17 protein-coding genes and 1 tRNA gene are annotated in these 18,422 nt (G+C 45.2%); 11 read left to right on the top strand and 7 right to left on the bottom strand.

Annotated elements, in window-relative coordinates; all coding sequences use genetic code 11:
* The first annotated feature begins 168 nt into the window (after positions 1-168).
* Entirely contained in the window at positions 169-759 is a 591-nt protein-coding gene (locus tag JMX92_RS10520) for a cytochrome b (protein ID WP_201545539.1), read from the top strand.
* A 239-nt stretch (positions 760-998) separates the two neighbouring features.
* Here the strand turns inward: JMX92_RS10520 and JMX92_RS10515 are convergent, their stop codons facing one another.
* The 3 genes from JMX92_RS10515 to JMX92_RS10505 form a co-directional block, all read right to left on the bottom strand.
* Entirely contained in the window at positions 999-1,382 is a 384-nt protein-coding gene (locus JMX92_RS10515; RefSeq protein WP_011959367.1) for a hypothetical protein, read from the bottom strand.
* A gap of 118 nt (positions 1,383-1,500) precedes the next feature.
* Entirely contained in the window at positions 1,501-2,520 is a 1,020-nt protein-coding gene (locus tag JMX92_RS10510; protein ID WP_041773394.1) for a lipoate--protein ligase, read from the bottom strand.
* Between the two features lie 22 nt (positions 2,521-2,542).
* Complete coding sequence (locus JMX92_RS10505; RefSeq protein ID WP_201545537.1) at positions 2,543-4,141, bottom strand: GMC oxidoreductase; 1,599 nt, start codon at positions 4,139-4,141, stop codon at positions 2,543-2,545.
* A gap of 270 nt (positions 4,142-4,411) precedes the next feature.
* On the opposite strand from JMX92_RS10505, the gene JMX92_RS10500 reads away from it, so the two are divergent.
* The 5 genes from JMX92_RS10500 to acnA all read left to right on the top strand — a co-directional run bounded on the left by JMX92_RS10500 (position 4,412) and on the right by acnA (position 12,755).
* Positions 4,412-5,305 (top strand): alpha/beta fold hydrolase, encoded by an 894-nt coding sequence (locus JMX92_RS10500; RefSeq protein ID WP_201545536.1) that lies wholly within the window; start codon positions 4,412-4,414, stop codon positions 5,303-5,305.
* Positions 5,306-5,809: 504 nt separating this feature from the next.
* Positions 5,810-6,880, top strand: a complete 1,071-nt coding sequence (locus JMX92_RS10495) for a Cj0069 family protein (protein WP_011959363.1) — start codon at positions 5,810-5,812, stop codon at positions 6,878-6,880.
* A 282-nt stretch (positions 6,881-7,162) separates the two neighbouring features.
* Positions 7,163-9,019: an amidohydrolase gene (locus JMX92_RS10490; protein ID WP_011959362.1), complete on the top strand. Its 1,857-nt coding sequence runs from the start codon at positions 7,163-7,165 to the stop codon at positions 9,017-9,019.
* 89 nt (positions 9,020-9,108) lie between these two features.
* Entirely contained in the window at positions 9,109-9,468 is a 360-nt protein-coding gene (locus tag JMX92_RS10485) for a DUF1622 domain-containing protein (RefSeq protein WP_201545535.1), read from the top strand.
* A gap of 506 nt (positions 9,469-9,974) precedes the next feature.
* A complete protein-coding gene (acnA, locus tag JMX92_RS10480) occupies positions 9,975-12,755 on the top strand; it encodes an aconitate hydratase AcnA (RefSeq protein WP_201545534.1) in 2,781 nt (926 codons plus the stop codon).
* A 66-nt stretch (positions 12,756-12,821) separates the two neighbouring features.
* On the opposite strand, the gene JMX92_RS10475 is transcribed toward acnA, so the two are convergent.
* From JMX92_RS10475 to hisB, 4 genes are all read right to left on the bottom strand, one after another.
* On the bottom strand, positions 12,822-13,265 hold the full coding sequence (locus tag JMX92_RS10475) for a PACE efflux transporter (RefSeq protein WP_011959359.1): 444 nt from the start codon (positions 13,263-13,265) through the stop codon (positions 12,822-12,824).
* A gap of 91 nt (positions 13,266-13,356) precedes the next feature.
* Positions 13,357-13,692, bottom strand: a complete 336-nt coding sequence (locus JMX92_RS10470) for a hypothetical protein (RefSeq protein WP_227675349.1) — start codon at positions 13,690-13,692, stop codon at positions 13,357-13,359.
* A gap of 367 nt (positions 13,693-14,059) precedes the next feature.
* The gene (gene hisH, locus JMX92_RS10465; protein WP_011959357.1) at positions 14,060-14,695 is read right to left on the bottom strand and encodes an imidazole glycerol phosphate synthase subunit HisH; all 636 of its coding nucleotides are present in this window, start codon (positions 14,693-14,695) and stop codon (positions 14,060-14,062) included.
* Positions 14,696-14,699: 4 nt separating this feature from the next.
* A complete protein-coding gene (gene hisB / locus JMX92_RS10460; RefSeq protein ID WP_110815883.1) occupies positions 14,700-15,326 on the bottom strand; it encodes an imidazoleglycerol-phosphate dehydratase HisB in 627 nt (208 codons plus the stop codon).
* A 237-nt stretch (positions 15,327-15,563) separates the two neighbouring features.
* On the opposite strand from hisB, the gene JMX92_RS10455 reads away from it, so the two are divergent.
* The 5 genes from JMX92_RS10455 (at position 15,564) to JMX92_RS10435 (ending at position 18,217) form a co-directional block, all read left to right on the top strand.
* Positions 15,564-15,998 carry a hypothetical protein gene (locus tag JMX92_RS10455; RefSeq protein ID WP_110815882.1) on the top strand — a complete coding sequence of 145 codons (435 nt, stop codon included), beginning with the start codon at positions 15,564-15,566 and terminating at the stop codon, positions 15,996-15,998.
* A gap of 94 nt (positions 15,999-16,092) precedes the next feature.
* A tRNA-Phe gene (locus tag JMX92_RS10450) sits at positions 16,093-16,168 on the top strand.
* A 127-nt stretch (positions 16,169-16,295) separates the two neighbouring features.
* A complete protein-coding gene (locus JMX92_RS10445) occupies positions 16,296-16,796 on the top strand; it encodes a DUF4385 domain-containing protein (RefSeq protein ID WP_011959354.1) in 501 nt (166 codons plus the stop codon).
* 30 nt (positions 16,797-16,826) lie between these two features.
* Positions 16,827-17,519, top strand: a complete 693-nt coding sequence (locus tag JMX92_RS10440) for a phosphoglycolate phosphatase (protein ID WP_413786866.1) — start codon at positions 16,827-16,829, stop codon at positions 17,517-17,519.
* Positions 17,520-17,608: 89 nt separating this feature from the next.
* The gene (locus tag JMX92_RS10435) at positions 17,609-18,217 is read left to right on the top strand and encodes a class I SAM-dependent methyltransferase (RefSeq protein WP_201545531.1); all 609 of its coding nucleotides are present in this window, start codon (positions 17,609-17,611) and stop codon (positions 18,215-18,217) included.
* Positions 18,218-18,422 lie beyond the last annotated feature (205 nt).

Below are 18,422 nucleotides of genomic sequence, written 5' to 3'. Positions count from 1 at the left end.
TATGGTAACTTTCTAGTAAGAATAGTGTATATGCCGCGCAAAACTTTAAGATATTTACAACAATGTAAGCACTATTTTAGTTATGTTTCATAGTAAGCTATGCGCAATTTTGGTCAGTGTTATCTTAACTACAATTTCAAAACTTATTGGTATATTTGGAGGAGGTTTATGAGTTTAAGAAACACGAGGAACAACTATGGATCTATTGCAAAGTGGATGCACTGGATTATGGCGTTCGCCTTTATTGGCGCCTATGTGGCTGTTTATTTTCGTCATTGGTTCACGGTAGACGAGACCCCTATTAACTGGACGGCACTACAGTTGCATTTATCATTTGGTGTGGTCGTCGGTACGCTGATTATCTTTCGCATATTGTGGCGTCTAAATAATATTCAGCCTGATGAAGAGCCTGGCAGTAAGCTGGCACACTTGAGCGCACATTTGGGTCACTTTGGCTTGTATGCGGTTATGATTATCATGCCTTTAACGGGTTATCTCGGTGCCAAAGTAGATACGGAGTTTTTTGGTCTATTTGTTATCCCAAGATTTGAGAGCACCTCTATGTTCCAAGACTTTATCGCACCGACTTGGAATTTAACTTATGAAGAGTTTGAGGTACCATTTGACTTTCTTCATAAAGAGATTGTTGGTAAATGGCTGGGCTGGATGTTGGTCATTGGTCATATCTTAGCAGCGCTATATCATCACTATGTCAAAAAAGATCGGACCATTATCAAGATGACGCGTGGAAAAGACTAATCGCTGTTCTTGTGGACAGTTTTTGCTGACTGTCTTTGCGGACCATCAAGCTCTGTCAGTGACTTGGTGTTATACATCAAAAAGCCGATTATCCTAAGAATAATCGGCTTTTTTGTGACAGCTTATGCGATTAAAATGGCTATGCTAATACTAGCACCATCTGCTAGCACCAGCAGCTATCACTCATTGCCATATCTATCTATGCTATCTATCAAACGTCTATCTATCAGTGCTATCTATCAGTCAAATGTCTTGGTTTGCGTCGGCTCTGGCGCTTGTAGGGATGGCGTGGCAGGTAATATGACAGCGCTGCGGAAGTATTTTGATTTACCATCAACCGTTTTATTAACCATGTCGACCACATCCTCGATGACATCATCATATAGACCATGCTGCAACTCTGCTTCAAATGAGGTCAAAGGATGCTTACGTGTGGCAACTCGAACATCTGTTACGCCTTGCTTGGTATAAAAGATATTTACGCTGCCATCACTATTGAGCACACAATTAAGTTGTCCATCGTCCACTTTGAGCTGAATACGCTCTGGCATAAAAATATAGTCTTCAACGTCAGTTAATTGTTTTTCTACTTCTTTTTTAAATAATGATTTTAAATCAAACACAGCCACACTCCTAAGTTTTTTATAAGATTCATTTTATTAATCTATCTTACAAAAGATGTGGCTTGTTTTAGGTTATCAAGTGTAAAACTACGTTTAACATTGGCAAGTTAAACAGTACCTAGGTTACCATTTGCCCCGTCAACCACTGCTCAAAGTCAGTGATTTGTGTTATCCAGCTTGACTCTGAGCCTGCCGCTGGCTGCTGTTTTAAGTCATTCAATCTAGATGTGACGGCATCAACAGTGTATTTTGCACCTGTCAGTGCCTGCTTTAGCGCCTCAATCAGCTCAACATTGAGGGCATCTGAGAAAATCACCACCTCTGTCATGATCGCCTGCGCCACCTCTAAGTGCAGATCAATGATGCCCCACTCAAAGCGGGTCTCGATATGGTGATTAAATTGTGGGGTTTTGCCAAAGCGCCAGTCCCAGTCGGCCATCTGCTCATAGTATCTATTAAGATGAGGCTCCTGCTTTAAGGAATCCTCATCTAATTCCTCAATCTCTACGGTTTTGCCATAGTAGTCACAAAACGCCTCAATGATCGCCTGTGATAGTGACTCGTGAGTGATGCTGTCATTAAACTCTACCAGATTTGCCACTCGAGAGCGGACCGACTTGATGCCTTTGGCTTGCAGCTTTAACGGATGCGGATTAAGGTAATCGCCAAGCTTTTGCATATTGGCATTGACCAGTAGTGTGCCATGGTGAAAGCTGCGGTCAGTGGCGTGCTTAAAGGCACTGCCTGAGATTTTACGATCGCCCACTTGCATATCATTGCGCCCCGATAAGCTGGCCTCAATACCCAATTTTTTTAGTGCATTGATTATGATGTCAAAGTTGGCCTGCTGATCATAGCCGTCTTTGGGTGATAAAAAAGTGAAGTTGGTATTGCCCAAATCATGGAAGACGGCCCCGCCCCCGCTTTGACGGCGCGCTAAATACACCCCATCTTCTGCCATTTTGTCGGTTTTGCACTCCACCCAAGGGTTTTGTGAGCGGCCGATAACCACAGTTTCGCTATTGCGCCATAAAAACAGGGTGTGTGAATGGGCATCTAGCTCTTGGAATATCCAATCTTCGGTGGCCAAGTTAAACCACGGATTGGTCACAGAGGATTTTAAAATACGAAGTTTAATGGGCAAGGTCACAATGCCCTCCTTAAGGGGTCGACGACGAGAAGTCTTGTTGAAGGATATAGGCCATATTACGCTCAGCAAGCCCAGTAATAAAGACATAAGGGTTAACCCCAGCACTGCCAGGAATAAGCGCCCCGTCTTGCACATATATATTGCGATGGCCTTTGACACGGCCCAATTCATCTGTGGCCTTGCCAAGCACACAGCCACCTAAGGGATGATAGCAGAAGTCGTCCCCAAAACCTTGGTTAAACAGTAAGCTTGATACCCGCCCACCATTCGCCTGAGCCAATTTTTCAATCAGCTCTTTTGCGGCATTCACTGAATACTCATTTTGTGAGCGTTTCCAATTAAGTTTTACGCTTTGCGAGGCTTTATCATAATAATAGTGACCACGCTCTGGGTTATCGGTAATTGCCAAGTACAAGGTGGTCCAAGTCTCAAGACCCAACGGCAGCGGTGCCAATTCGGCAAATATCTTGTACTTTGATCCGCCTCTATCACCATCCCACATGTTGATCCCTTTAACCGGAATGGTGGACTGAATCTTACCTGCAGCATGTACAAAATTGCGGCCGGTCATGATATTACCATTGGGCCCCCAATGCTGCCCAATGTGCTCATTAAGCTGAGTCAATTTACCCTGAGCTTGGCTCTTTAGCAGCAGCTCTGAGGTGCCGGTACTGCCGGCATTCAAAAACAATTTATCACAGGTGTAATATTCTATGGCATCAATGCCGCCGGTTTTATTGAGTACCTGCACCTCAAGTCTTAGTTGATGGTTATCAAGTGCTTGAATGCTATTAACTTTACGTAGGGTTTTGACACTGACATTACCGGTAGCTTCTGCCTGTTTAAGATAGGTCAAATCCAAAGAGTACTTGCCTGCATTATTGCCATAGATCACCTCACCGCCTAAAGCCGATGGGTACACCTCCCCTTTTGCCTCTTTTTGCATATAGTCAAAGTCATAACTATTGCCAAAAAACTCCGTAGTTAGCCCCGCTTTATCAGCCTGACGCTCAGCGGCGCGCGTATATTCATAGTGCTCAGAGTTATTAAAAAAGTCTTCGGGAATTTTACTGACCTTTAAGGTCTTCATAGCACGCGGAAAAAAAGTTTCATACATTTCATTGGCATCAATCCAAGGAAAGGTCTGCTCAAAATGTGACCGTCTAGGCTCAATAGCAATCGCTCCATTGACAATCGAGCCGCCGCCATAGGCCCGACCTGCAAACACCTTCATGTCATCATACTCAATCAAATCGAGCACCCCAGGATATTTTTTAATAGGAATGGGAATGGGGGCGTTGGGCCAATGACTAAACCAGCTGGAGCGCTCATCAGCGGTAATCATTTTACAAAAGGTATCATGGTTGGGGCTTCTATCCCAGCGCATACCCATCTCAAGGATAAGTACCTTGTGGCCTTGCTCACTCAGGCGCAGCGCTGATACCGCGCCACCATAGCCACTGCCCACAATGATATTACTAAAATGTCCAGCTTGAACTTGAGGCGCCGATAGTGGCTGAGCAGTTTTTGCCAAAGTCTGGCAACCACTTAAAGTAGTCGAAGCGCCCAGACCTAACCCCATGGATTGAATAAATTTACGTCGTTTCATTAAATTGCCCCCTTTTTATTTTTACTCATAACCACAGTGTAACAAGATTTACTTACTGTATTTTGTAGCAAACGTAGTTTTAGCTAACCTAAAGTATCCGGTAATAAGAACCATAAAATCTATGTAAACTATGGCTGTTGGCACACCAAGGGCATCTATGTGAATGAACAGCCATACCCTAAAAATCAGCTCATCGTGTCAAAAAATCAGCCGCGACCGTCATAAATTGCGCTAAAATACCCCGTTACCCCACTGTTGCCAGAGCACATCATGACGCTTCTTGTCCCAGAGTTTAAAACAGATCCTTTTTTTAATCTTGAAGATAACTGGGCTCAAACTGCCCCCAATGAGCTTACCCACTATTATGACCAAGGCCAAGGCGTCCCCCTGCTATTGATGCATGGCTCAGGTATGGGAACTTCAGCAGCCGTTACTTGGTGGCAGAACCTCCCTTTTATCAGCCAATATGCCCGCTGTATCGCCTTTGACTTTATTGGCTATGGCGAGACGCTGAGCGCAGCCAATACTTCGCCCGATACCGCTTACGGCATTCGTCAATGGGGTGAGCATACCCTACGCTTGATGGATGCGCTGCATATCGAAAAAGCTTGGCTTGCCGGCAGCTCGCTGGGCGGCTGGGTGGCACTGCAATTAGCCATTGATCATCCTGAGCGGGTTTGCGGGGTGATATCTATCGGGACAGGCGGTGCAAAGAAGCCAAAACCCGATGCCCGTGCAGCACAGCCTAAACCCAAGGGGCCGCTATCTGCCGAGCTTATCTTGCAAGACTTACAAAAAAATATTCGTAATGACGCCATAATCAGTGACACCTTAGTCAATCTGCGCTATCAAGCGGCGCTAAAAGAGGCCAAGCTCGGTCTGCGCCCCTACCTTATGGCAGCGCGTGATCGGGACCGGGAAGTCTTACTACTGGATTTAGACGCATTGGCTCAGCTGTCTCTACCGGTGCTCTTGGTGCATGGCCGAGACGATAAAGTTGTGCCTGTCGCGCGGAGCCTTGAGCTGCTTGAGGCGATTACAACTGCCGATGCCCATTTTTATAAAGGTGCCGGTCACTGGCCCCATATTGGCCGTGCCGATGAATTTAATGGCCTAATGCGTGATTATCTGGCAGCACATCACTCCCCATCACTTAATAACTAAGTCAGCACATAAGCCGCTCATTTTTCGCTACTTATCACTTAAATAGGCTGTTTATCACTTAAATGGATAGGAGCGCATAAATGGATAGGAGCGAAAAGGGCGGCAAAATCTCAGTTTTTTTAATCGGTATGCCCCTACCGATAGCGCTCATTGTCATCACAGCGTCACATCACTGTATTACGCTTAGGCAGTATCGGCAGTAGGCGGGTTATGCGGTAGCACATCATATATTGACTGTGAAAAAAATCTAAAAATATTTGCTATTTTGTATTGTTTTCTATACAACTTATCTATAGACTTGCGCGTTCTAAAATCAAACCCTCGAACCACCTTCTTGTTAGACCTCTATACGCGATAACTCCTTAATTTTGAGCGTTACAATCTTCGCCACAGTGACGTGGCACCCTTATTTATTAGCTTATTTATCCCACTGCAGGTGACTTAAGTGGCCTACATTAAATGTAGATTCCTCAATCCAGCAGTTGGCTTTGAAGAGATTTTTATATGAAAAAACACGTCGTTATTTTTGAGGCCCGTGGCGGCTCTGACAAAAGCAAATATGGCTATCGCCGTGATACTTACCCTATTATTGAGTCCTTAAAAGCCCGCGGCTGGAGCGCCGAGGTTATTTTTTATAGTGATGAAAATCGTGGTGAAATCTATCGCTATACCATTGATAAAGCCGATGCTTATGTGAGCCGAATTAATCCAGGCAACCTCAAAGATGAAACCGGTTATTTTCAAATGCTACGTGAATTGGTGCATCAGGGAGTCAAAGGCTTACCGCATCCTGATGTGATGATTAATTATGGCGCAAAAAATGTGGTTGAGCGTCTAAAAGGCACCTCTTTGGTTCCAGAAGATGTGTACTGCTATTATGACTATGATGCACTAAAGCACCAGTTCCCCCAGACTTTGGCACGGGGTGAGCGTGTGCTAAAGCAAAACCGCGGCTCAACCGGTGAAGGCATTTGGCGCGTGCAGTTAAAAGACCCAAAAAAATACAAAGACCTGGCAGAGATCCCTGAAGATGCACTGTTAAAGCTCACCGAAGCTCGGGATAATCATACTGAAGAAAAAACCTTGGGTGAATTCATCGAGTTTTGTTATCAGTATTTAGAGGGCGACAGTGGTCTAATCTTGGACATGCCCTTTTTACCGCGTATCAAAGAGGGAGAGATTCGTGTCCTGATGCTGCGTGATAAAGCGGTCTCTATCGTGCACAAAAAACCGGATCAATCTGCCGATGCCTTCTCCGCCACTTTATTCTCAGGCGCCACCTATCGTTATGATAAGCCTGAGCAGTGGCAGGAAATGGTAGATACGGTGGAGTCGAGCATTCCCATGCTACAGTCACGCTTAGGTGGTTATGCTTTACCGCTGCTGTGGACTGCTGACTTTATTCTTGATACAGATGCCGAGGGCAAAGACGTCTATGTACTGGGTGAAATTAACTCCTCTTGTGTCGGTTTTAGCACCCATTTAGAGCTATCGGAGAATATTGCAGATGAGATTATGAATTTGATTGAAGCTGAAAGTGTGATCAACAGCCGCTTCCCAGCCTTTACCATCTAATCACCCCCACCCTTTATTTCTAAAAGGCCGTTACTCTCAGTAGCGGTCTTTTTTTGTGTCCGATTTTGTAATTTATGAAGCATAACTTCATTTAAAAATGGTTAAATAAATATTAAATTAACAGTGTGAAGTTTTGTTTCTGTTGTTTATAAAAGTTTACTAACCGCTATTTGCGCCAATTTTCTATGTTAAACTGCCTTTTGCTACTGGTTTTTTTCTAAATTTATGACCATTGTTATCATTAAATATGACCATTGTTATCATTAAAATTAAGGGACAGCTATGAACAATAACTTTAAAAAGAAGAACTTAATATTGTTTGCGGGGGCGGCCAGCGTTTTATCCGCTTGCGCCACTCAGAGCACACCGCAAGGCTCATATAATACGCTGCAATCTGCTGATATGATTGTTACTAATGCCAAAGTGGCCGTCATGGATGATAAGCGCACTACGGCTGAAGCCATTGCCGTAAAAGACGGTAAAGTGCTGCGTACCGGTAGCGCTGCTGAGATTTTACGTCTAAGAGATGCGCATACTCAAGTTATTGATGGTCATGGCAGAACCTTAATCCCTGGTCTAAACGACTCTCACCTACATATTACTCGTGGCGGCCGTTTTTATAACTCTGAGCTACGCTGGGATGGGGTGACCTCATTAAAAGAAGCACTGCGTATGCTAAAAGAGCAAGCAGAGCGTACGCCTAAGGGACAATGGGTTCGAGTTATTGGGGGCTGGTCACCGTATCAATTCGAAGAAAAGCGGATGCCAACCATTGAAGAGATCAATGAAGCCACGGGTGATACACCTGCTTTCGTCTTATATTTATACAGCCGAGGCTGGCTGAACAAAGCGGGTATGAAGGCATTAAATATCGACCGCAATACGCAACCACCAAATAATGACAGCCGCTATGAAAAAGATGCCAACGGTGATCCAACTGGGGTGCTATTGGCAGAGCCGAATGCGATGATTCTATATCAGGTGATCGGTAAAATGCCACAGCTGTCTGAAGAAGAGATGATCAACTCTACCAAGCACTTTCATCATGAGTTAAACCGCTTTGGTCTGACCAGTGCCATTGATGCAGGCGGCGGTGGTCATACTTTCCCAGATGACTATGAAGCGTCAAAAGCATTGGCCACCAGTGGTGATTCGTCGTTACGCATCTCTTACTATTTGTTCCCACAAAAAGCAGGTGAAGAAAAACAAGCCTTTGAAAAATGGATGGCCAATAATAAAGCATCTGTGAATGAAGATATCGCCCACGACCATGGCTATGAGTTAAAAGGTGGCGGGGAATATATGACGTGGGCCGCTGGAGACTTTGAAAACTTCTTAGCCGATAAGCCGTTGATTAAAGACAATGAAGGCTGGCGTGAAGCCACCAAAGAAATCATCCAAATGCATGTTGATAAAGGCTGGCCATTTAGACAGCATTCTACTTATGGCGAGAATACCAAGCTGATCGTTGATTTGGTTGATGAGATTGACCGTGAAAATAACGGCAAAATCAAAAATGAGATGCGCTGGGCAATTGACCATGGCGAGACCATTACTGACGAAACCCTACGTGAAATCAAGCGCTTGAATGGTGGTGTTTCGGTACAAGACCGCATGGCGTATGCAGGCGAGTATTTTGTTGAGCGTTATGGTGCACAAGCGGCTAAGACTACCCCGCCATTTAAGAAAATCTATGACATGGGCATTCCATTAGGCTCAGGAACAGATGGGACTCGCGTCGCCAGTTATAACCCATGGATATCTCTATATTGGATGACGACAGGTAAGACAGTCGGTGGCATGAAGCTGTATGACAAAGACAACCTATTAGACAGAGACGATGCGCTAGAGGTGTACACCAGTGGCAGTGCTTGGTTCTCAAATGAAGAGGACGTCAAAGGCAGCCTAGAACCGGGTAAATATGCAGATTTCGTTCTGCTCTCTGACGATTACTTTACAGTACCAGAAGAAAAAATTAAGGGTATTGAGTCGGTATTAACTGTGGTAGGTGGCAAAATAGCATATGGCGCTGGCGAATATAATAAATTAGATCCGCAGTTACCAGCAGTCATTCCTAGCTGGTCTCCTGTTAAATACTATGGCGGCTATCACAATGCGCAGAAGCCTGTGGCTAAGTAGCAGATAACCCTCCAATTGATGACTAAAGTCGGTCTACCGCGTAGGCCGATTTTTAACTCGTCACATTGAACTTGCAGGAGAGAAATCAAATGCCGTATTTAATAGAATCAATTGACCTTATTGCTAAGATAGTTGAGTTTATCGGCGTCATGATCATGTTTATTGGGCTGATATTGGCTTTTTATAAGGCAGCCATCTCTTCGAACAAGTTCAGTCATGACACTTATCTAGGCGTTCGTCAAGGGGTGAGTAAATCCATCTTATTGGGCTTAGAGGTGCTTATTGCCGCTGATATTATGGCCACTGTGGTTACCGAGCCAACCTTGCGCAGTGTGGTGGTATTAGGGGTGATTGTCATCATTCGCACCTTTTTGAGCCTGTCTTTACAAGTAGAATTAGAAGGCCGCTTTCCTTGGCAACATAAAAACACCCCGCAAGATAAAGAGTAGCGTAGGCTACTCTCCCCCATAGCTTGGTTTCATTAGTTGATTTTAATAGTCATAATCGCAACTAAGCCTCCACCTAATAGCGATCTACACTATTGATGCTGACTTGATCATCGCTAATGCATAGGCTCGGGTCGGCTTTAGCAGTATTTGTTACGATTTCACCACGTTGACACAACGCTGTAGGTCTTAATAACTGTCGCTAAATTTGTTATGTTAGTAGAAGTGATAAATGGCAAAAAAAAGCCACTTATTACTAACCGCTTGTCGTCATACTTATCATAGGTATCACTTTATCACAGGCATCACAGCCACTTTTATGATAAATACGTCACAAGCTCACTATTATTTAACGCTTATAAGCTTATCTAAGGCCTTATAAGTGAAGCTTAAAAAACTTCGGCTAAGGAATAGCCCAACACGACTCACAGAAGAGTACGCAGTTAGCCACCTTACCTATCAATGACTTAATACTATAAAAAAGTTAATAACTAGAAAAGGAAGCCATCATGAGTGATATTTTTAACGTCAAAGACAGCTTAACTGTCGCTGGCAAAGACCATGCCTACTATAGCCTACCCAAACTGGCTAAAAAATACCCCAATATTAACCGTCTGCCTTACAGCATGAAAGTGGTGTTAGAGAACCTGCTGCGCAATGAAGATGGTGGACAGTCTGTGGGTGAGAACCATATTGAAGCAGTCGCCAACTGGGACGCAGGCGCTGAGGCCTCAAAAGAGATTGCCTTTATGCCGGCGCGTGTAGTGCTACAAGACTTCACGGGCGTGCCCTCTGTTGTAGACTTGGCAGCCATGCGTGATGCGGTCGTCAAGCTTGGCGGTAAAGCCGATCAAATTAACCCTTTTATTCCCAGTGAACTGGTCGTTGACCATTCGGTACAAGTCGATGTCTACGGCCGTGAAGACTCATTGGATTTAAACGAGAAAATCGAATTTAAACGCAACAATGAGCGCTATGAGTTTTTGCACTGGGGAAAAAACGCCTTTGAAAACTTCGTAGTTGTCCCACCAGCCACCGGTATTGTGCACCAAGTTAACCTTGAGTATTTAGCACGTGTGGTGATGGCCAGTGAACAAAACGGTGAGCTCACCGCTTATCCAGATACCGTCTTTGGTACCGATAGCCACACCACTATGATTAACGGTATTGGCGTGCTGGGCTGGGGTGTGGGCGGTATTGAGGCGGAAGCTGCGATGCTCGGACAGCCCTCCTCTATGCTGATCCCGCAAGTGGTTGGCTTTGAGATGACAGGCAAGCTACAAGAAGGGGTTACCGCCACTGACTTGGTACTGCGTGTGGTCGAAATGCTGCGGGCACATGGTGTGGTTGGTAAATTCGTTGAGTTCTATGGCGAGGGCTTACACAGCATGCCGCTGGCGGATCGTGCAACGATTGCCAACATGGCGCCAGAGTACGGTGCCACTTGTGGTATCTTCCCTATTGACCAGATGGCCATTGACTATCTGCGCCTATCGGGCCGTGATGAAGCACAAATTGAGCTGGTAGAGCAGTATGCTAAAGCGCAAGGGCTGTGGCACGATGCCGATACCCCAGCGGCCACTTACTCAAGTAACCTACATCTAGACTTATCTACTGTACAGCCTGCACTGGCCGGTCCAAACCTACCACAGCAGCGCATCAACTTGGCAGATATGCATCAAAAATTTGGCGAAACGCTGCATGCCATGACAAAAGATCGCGCCTCAGAAAAAGAAGGCAAAGTACGCTTTGATGAAGAAGGCGGTGAGCAAGAGCAGGCTGAGCGTCTGTCTGCCAAACCGAAGGTGTTCTCAAGCATTGATATCGATAACAAGACTCATCAACTACATGATGGCTCCTTGGTTATCGCTGCCATTACCTCTTGTACCAACACCTCAAACCCTGCGGTTATGATTGGTGCTGGTCTGGTGGCCAAAAAGGCAGCGGCCAAAGGTCTAAAAGCCAAGCCTTGGGTAAAAACCTCTTTGGCTCCAGGCTCAAAAGTGGTCACTGATTATCTAGAAAAAACCAAACTGATGGATGAGCTTGAAAAAACCGGCTTCTACTTAGTCGGCTATGGTTGTACCACCTGTATCGGTAACTCAGGCCCACTTTTAGAAGCGGTTGAAAAAGGCATTGAAGAGAACAACCTAGTGGCCGCTGCCGTGTTATCGGGTAACCGTAACTTTGAGGGTCGTATCCACTCGCATGTCAAAGCCAGCTATTTGGCGTCTCCACCGTTAGTAGTGGCTTACGCTCTAGCAGGTACGGTTGATATTGACTTGACCACACAGCCTCTAGGTCAAGACCAAGAAGGCAATGATGTGTTCTTAAAAGACATCTGGCCGACCTCAGCTGAGATTAACGAGCTCATTGCCAATAACATTGATGCTGAGATGTTCCGCAAGAACTATGGTGAAGTATTTAACGGTAGTGAGGCTTGGAACGCCATAAGCTCAGCCGATAGTCAGCTATATCCTTGGAGCGATGAGTCGACCTATATCAAGAACCCACCGTTCTTCGATGACATGACCATGGAGCCTGAAGGCATTAAAGACATCACAGGCGCGCGTATTTTGGGTCTGTTTGGTAACTCAATCACCACAGATCACATCTCACCTGCGGGCAATATCGATCCTAATTCACCAGCGGGTAAGTACTTACAACAGCGCGGCGTACTGCAAGCAGACTTCAACAGCTATGGCTCACGCCGTGGTAATGATGCGGTCATGACTCGAGGTACTTTTGCCAATATCCGTATCAAAAACAAAATGATGGGCGGTAAAGAAGGCGGCTACACTTATTACTTCAGCGGTGATAAGGCCACCTTGGAACAGGGTGAAGAGATGGCCATCTATGATGCGGCGATGAAGTACAAAGAGGACAAACGTCCTTTGGTGGTCTTAGGTGGTGAAGAATACGGGTCAGGCTCTAGCCGTGACTGGGCTGCTAAAGGTACTATTTTGCTTGGGGTAAAAGCAGTATTGACCAGCTCATTTGAGCGTATTCACCGCTCAAACCTAGTGGGTATGGGTGTGCTGCCTTTAACCTTCAAAAAAGGCGAAAATGCAGACACTTATAACTTAGATGGCTCAGAGGTGCTCAGCATCACAGGGCTTGAAAATGGTGAAAGCAGAACCGCCACCGTTACTGCCACACGCGCTGATGGTAGCTCTGAGAGCTTTGAAGTCAATGTGATGCTGCAGACGCCAAAAGAGCGTGAATATGTGCGTCATGGCGGTGTATTACACTATGTACTGCGTCAACTGGCAGCAGAAAACCAAGCTTAATGGCTTAACCTTGTACTGATCTTAGTGTGAATAAAAATGCCCGGCCAATTGGTCGGGCATTTTTATTTAGCGATCAATAGGAAATACTTTGTCATAAGCAATGTTATAAAAAAAGGCATAAACCAAATAAAACAGCGCCATTGCGATATCCATAATGAAGGCCTCCCATAAGGTGATACCCAAATACCAAGCAATGATCGGCATAAACAATAACAACAGTCCGCCCTCAAACAACAGCGCATGTAAGATGCGAATAAGGAGGGTTTTGTGGACACTGCCACGCAGCTTAACCATGGCATTATCGAATAATATGTTATAAAAGTAGTTCCAAACTGTGGCAACAATAGAGGCCGCCACAGCGATAACCCCCATGGTATGCAGCTCATAGCCAAACACCCAGCTCCCCAAAGGGGCAAACAGCATCAGCCCTAGAATCTCAAAGCCTAGGGCATGACGGATTCTGTCGTTTCTGCTACGCATTTTTTGTTCAGGTTGTACCGCACTTGTCATTTTTATCCTTTATGGCGCATCATTTTATTCTAAAAACTTTTGGCTTAAGCCGACAGCGGCTTATGGTTGAGAGTAGTTGCAATTGATAGTATCAGTCGTCTTTGTTAAATAAAGGGGTCCAGTGATTAATCACATACAGCATCAGCGGCCAAAAACAGGTATTGATAATATCATGGATACTGGCTGCCAAAATATCGCCCGATAGATTGGGATAACTGTGCCTTAAGTCCAAAAACTCACCCATCAGTGCAAACGCTATGGCCACAAGCAGTGCTAGCTTCAGCCGAGTGCGGTGATACCTGACCCATTTTCGGGTCAGCATCAAGGTTATTAAAAACACGCCGATCCCCACATAGATATGCAGCGCATCTCTCTCAAGTCCGGTAAGCTCAATCACTTTTATTTTAAATTGTTGAAAATCGATCACGTTATCGTCCAAAAGTTGCCTCACTTTTGCCAAGCTCTCTTTATAGCGCAAAAGTCTTCTTCAAGACTTGGCCAGTTGCCCTATGACCTTGAAGGGGAATAATAATGAAGTCGATTAGTATAAGGCAGCGACCCACGAGATGGGTTATGATTTGTTGGGATTTTCTATGTCGGCAAGTAAGCTTGATAGCTAAGTATTTTATACCAGTATTTTTATACAAAAAAATACCCACTGCCGTAAAGCCGATGGGTATTTTGCTATTTTGCTACTTTTCTAGTTTGTGGCTGTTTTTTTAGCTGCTGTCTTTTTAGCTGCGAGCCTGATTGCTATTGGCCTTGTTATTGGGATTGTCATGTTGCCAGTTCGGTTAGATGTTCCATTCAACGAAGTTTTTTAGCAGTTGTAGCCCATCATTGTGGCTTTTTTCTGGGTGAAACTGGGTTGCAAACAGATTGTCTTTTAACACGCTGGCACAAAACGGCTGACCATAATCACACACCGCCGCCACCACAGAGTTATCTTCTGGGGCGCAGTAATAGCTGTGTACGAAATAAAAATGCGCATGCTCATCAATACCTTGCCACAGCGGATGACTCAAATCCATGCCCTCAATGGTATTCCAGCCCATATGAGGAATCTTGATGGTCTCGCCTTTGGGGTCAATCCAGCTAGGGTCAAACTGTTTTACCTGACCTTGCAGGATATCCAAACACTCGGTATGTTCAAACTCAAGCGACTCCGTAAACAGCGCTTGCATGCCGACACAAATTGCCATCACCGGTTTATTAAAGGCCGCTTCTTTGACCACCTCATCAATCCCTTGCTCACGCATCTGTGCCATACAGTCGCGCATTGCCCCCACGCCTGGAAAGACGATTTTGTCTGCTGCACGGATGATGTTTGGATCATTGGTAATAGATACCTCAGCCCCCACCGCAGCCAACGCTTTGCTGGCAGAGTGGAGGTTGCCCATGCCATAGTCTAACAATGCAATTTTGGTCATATAGTTACAATGCCTCTTTGGTAGAAGGTAGCGTGTTTAGCGCACGCTCATCATACTCACAAGCCATACGCAGCGCACGAGCAAAGGCCTTAAAAGTACACTCAATCTGGTGATGGCTATTTTTACCCTTAAGGTTGTCTAAGTGCACTGTCATCCACGCATGGTTAACAAAGCCAAAAAAGAATTCGCTGAATAAATCCACATCAAAATTACCAACGTGCGAGCGGGTAAAAGGAATGTCCATGTGCAGCCCTGGACGACCAGAAATATCTACCACCGCACGGGTTAATGACTCATCTAATGGCGCATAAAAGTGGCCATAACGACGAATGCCCTTTTTGTCGCCCAACGCTTTGGCAAAAGCTTGACCCAAAGTAATGCCGGTGTCCTCGACGCTGTGGTGATCATCAATGTAAGTATCGCCTTTACAGGTGATGTCTAAGTCAAATAGACCATGACGCTTGATTTGGTCTAGCATATGGTCCAAAAATGGCACGCCAGTATCGATTTTACCTTGGCCTGTCCCATCAAGATTGACAGTGACGCTGACTTGAGTCTCAGCGGTATTACGCTCAACACTGGCTATACGATTCGGACGGTTGGCTGGGTTTGAGTGGATTTCAGTAGTCATGGCAAATAGGCTCACTAATAAAATAATAACGAAGAAACAGTCGCCAAATAGCGTCAGGGAATATAGGATATCTTGATGATAGCAAACGCCTTACCTTTAAACCATAGCAAAACTCTATTTGGCCCATACCCATAAGTAATGTTTGCTAAAATAGCCTTATAGATAAAGGCCCAATGAAGATCTTTATCAAAATCAAACCCTTTATTTCTTAATTTGACTAACCTTTGGATGACTGACATGCCACTAGAAGCCGTTGCGATTAACTCCTTTGATGCACCTTTAATGCGTGAAACCAAGCATGACGGCGAGCTGCGCGAGCGTATTGCCAAGCTATATGAAGCACAAAATGCCAATTTGGGCGATTTAGCAGACAGCGAAGCGGTCATGACTTTATTCGAAAAAGCCTTTAAGCGCGGCAATGTGATGTATGTCGGCATGTTTAATGACAAGCCAATTGCCGTGGTCGGCTGCTTCGATGATGGTCAGACCGATACCAAGCGTCTGCAGTATCTGGCACTGCACCCTGAAAATATTAATCGCGGCATTGATGCAAAATTCATTAAATTGGTTTATGATAAGGAAACCAAAAAAGGGGTGCGTCAATTTATGCCCGCCGACACTCAAATTCATAAAATTATGACTGAATATGAGCTAATTCGGGTAAAATCATAAATAAATCGCTTTTTTTTGATATATTTCAAATTATTTATCAAAAAAGGGTTGACAGACCATCGAATATTTAGTTTAATAGCGACCTCATAAAGACGGCTCGATAGCTCAGTTGGTAGAGCAAAGGATTGAAAATCCTTGTGTCGGCAGTTCGATTCTGCCTCGAGCCACCATCTTTATACCGAATACTGCTTTACAGCATAATTAACCCTCAAGCTACTTAGTTTGGGGGTTTTTTTATGGTCAAATGCTTATCTGAGGGCTATACTCTTAAGATACTTGTCACCACAGTGGTGTCTTATGTCACAATTTGACTATAGCCTAGATTACATAAACTTAGACTTACGCAAGCATCCGGAGCTGTACCGTATCGGACGCGGTGAGCAAGGCGTGCTGCTGGTTGAGCCTTATAAATCTGAGATTTTGCCGCACTGGCGCTTTGCCACGCCCGAGGTGGCACTTAAAAGCAGTGATAAAATTTATCAGATGTTTTTAGAGTATCTCGATAACGAGGATTTTGTCGGTGCCGATATGGCGCGCAAGTTTTTGCAGATGGGCTACACCCGAGCCCGACGTTATGCCAATCATAAGGGCGGCAAAAAATACAAAGGCCCAGTTCCTGACGATAAAAAAGGCCAAAGCGGCTCTCATGGACGCGAAGAGCTACCTCGCCAGCCCGAAGACCCCATCAAAGCTGAGTCCGCCCGTATCTTCAAGCACAAGTGGGACTTATGCCGCAGCAACGATACCTACCTTGCTCTAAAAAAAGCGCATAAACAACACTACGAAAAACAGGGATAGCCATCAGTTGCCCCTTAGATTGAGATGATTATGACTATGACCGCAAAAAAGCTGCTTATTTTTGATTTTGACGGCACCTTAATTGATAGCGTGCCTGATTTGGCCGAAGCCACCAATACCATGCTTACCCGTCTTAATAAAACGCCCTATCCCGTCGATATGATTCGCAACTGGGTGGGTAATGGCTCACGTATGCTAGTAAAACGCGCACTGGTAGGCGCTGTAGAGGTCGCTGAGGGTCAATTAACCTCAACTGAGGTAGACCATGCCGAATCGGTATTCTTCGATGCCTATGCGCAAATTAGCGGCCAAAACACCGTTGCCTATCCCCATGTCGATAGCGGACTAAAGCAGCTCAAGCAGGCCGGCTTTACGTTGGCGCTGGTGACCAATAAGCCCATTCAGTTTGTGCCTAAGATTTTGCAATCCTTTGGCTGGCAGTCCCTGTTTGAGCAAGTACTGGGCGGTGACAGCTTACCGGTCAAAAAGCCCGACCCCGCCCCGCTGCTGCAGGTGTGTGAAACCTTAGATATCTCGCCTGAGCAAGCGGTGATGATTGGCGACTCAAAAAATGATATTTTGGCCGGCCAAAACGCCAATATGGATACGCTTGGGCTATCTTACGGGTATAATTACGGCCAAGATATTCGAAGTCTTAACCCCACCGAAGCTTTTGATGACTTTCAAAGCTTGGTGGACTGGCTTATTAAGCATGGCGCATAGCGCTGTGCTGCTTGTTTGTATTTTAACGCTTGTGCTATAGAGCGCTTAGCCGCTGCTATTTTTTGTAATTATTGATACTTAAGGCCCTGATGATGCATAGACCCCCTGCCGATTTATTAGAAAAAGCCAACCACTGGCGTGAAGACATCGCGTTTACTCAAGAGGTGCTGGGTGCACCGATGCACTTCACCACCACTTGGGGTATTTTCTCCCCTGAGAAACTAGATGCCGGCAGCCTGATGCTACTGGATCATATCGACTTCCAAAGCAATGATGATTCTATTGACTTAGGCTGCGGCTATGGCGTGCTCGGCATGACAGCGGCGCGTGAGTGTCCACAAGGTCAGCATACCTTAATTGACAAAGACTTTATGGCCGTAGAATACGCACGCCGTAACTGTCAAAACAATGGCCTGAGCAATGTCGATGTACATTTATCAAATGGCTTTAATCATGTAGATCCCAATAAAGACTTCAGCTTAGTGATGTCTAACTTGCCGGCCAAGGTGGGCAAAGAGCAGCACTATTTATACCTATTAGATGCCTATAGCAAGATGCGCACCGGTGGCCGCTTCTACGTGGTGACCATCAATGGACTGCGTCAGTTTATGAAGCGTGCTTTTACTGAAGTTTTTGGCAATGCCGATAAAGTAAAACAAGGCAAAACCTATACCATCACTCGCGCCATTAAAGAGTAACTAGCACTTAATGCTGCTAATACCCGTTTATCCCACGCCGTTATCGTCCAAGCTAACTGCCCTAGATACTAGATAAGTAGGTGTAATGGACAAAATTCATGCTAAAAAGTAGAAGTTAGTCGCTAATGGACACAATTCATGCTATTTGAGTGACTTTGACCCTAAAAAGTCTTTAATAAACCGCAACTTACGCTGCTCACTTAGA

Source organism: Psychrobacter sp. H7-1, from assembly GCF_904846585.1.
Lineage (GTDB): Bacteria > Pseudomonadota > Gammaproteobacteria > Pseudomonadales > Moraxellaceae > Psychrobacter > Psychrobacter raelei.
Note: the sequence above shows the minus strand (reverse complement) of the source record. Positions and strands in the feature narration are given on the sequence as shown.

Excerpts from the sequence above, each read along its gene's own strand:
- JMX92_RS10445 (WP_011959354.1), top strand. The coding sequence starts at position 16,296 with ATGTCACAATTTGACTATAGCCTAGATTACATAAACTTAGACTTACGC.
- acnA (WP_201545534.1), top strand. The coding sequence starts at position 9,975 with ATGAGTGATATTTTTAACGTCAAAGACAGCTTAACTGTCGCTGGCAAA.
- JMX92_RS10485 (WP_201545535.1), top strand. The coding sequence starts at position 9,109 with ATGCCGTATTTAATAGAATCAATTGACCTTATTGCTAAGATAGTTGAG.
- JMX92_RS10490 (WP_011959362.1), top strand. The coding sequence starts at position 7,163 with ATGAACAATAACTTTAAAAAGAAGAACTTAATATTGTTTGCGGGGGCG.
- JMX92_RS10520 (WP_201545539.1), top strand. The coding sequence starts at position 169 with ATGAGTTTAAGAAACACGAGGAACAACTATGGATCTATTGCAAAGTGG.
- JMX92_RS10495 (WP_011959363.1), top strand. The coding sequence starts at position 5,810 with ATGAAAAAACACGTCGTTATTTTTGAGGCCCGTGGCGGCTCTGACAAA.
- JMX92_RS10505 (WP_201545537.1), bottom strand. The coding sequence starts at position 4,141 with ATGAAACGACGTAAATTTATTCAATCCATGGGGTTAGGTCTGGGCGCT.
- JMX92_RS10440 (WP_413786866.1), top strand. The coding sequence starts at position 16,827 with ATGACTATGACCGCAAAAAAGCTGCTTATTTTTGATTTTGACGGCACC.
- JMX92_RS10475 (WP_011959359.1), bottom strand. The coding sequence starts at position 13,265 with ATGACAAGTGCGGTACAACCTGAACAAAAAATGCGTAGCAGAAACGAC.
- hisH (WP_011959357.1), bottom strand. The coding sequence starts at position 14,695 with ATGACCAAAATTGCATTGTTAGACTATGGCATGGGCAACCTCCACTCT.
- JMX92_RS10500 (WP_201545536.1), top strand. The coding sequence starts at position 4,412 with ATGACGCTTCTTGTCCCAGAGTTTAAAACAGATCCTTTTTTTAATCTT.
- JMX92_RS10455 (WP_110815882.1), top strand. The coding sequence starts at position 15,564 with ATGCCACTAGAAGCCGTTGCGATTAACTCCTTTGATGCACCTTTAATG.
- hisB (WP_110815883.1), bottom strand. The coding sequence starts at position 15,326 with ATGACTACTGAAATCCACTCAAACCCAGCCAACCGTCCGAATCGTATA.
- JMX92_RS10435 (WP_201545531.1), top strand. The coding sequence starts at position 17,609 with ATGATGCATAGACCCCCTGCCGATTTATTAGAAAAAGCCAACCACTGG.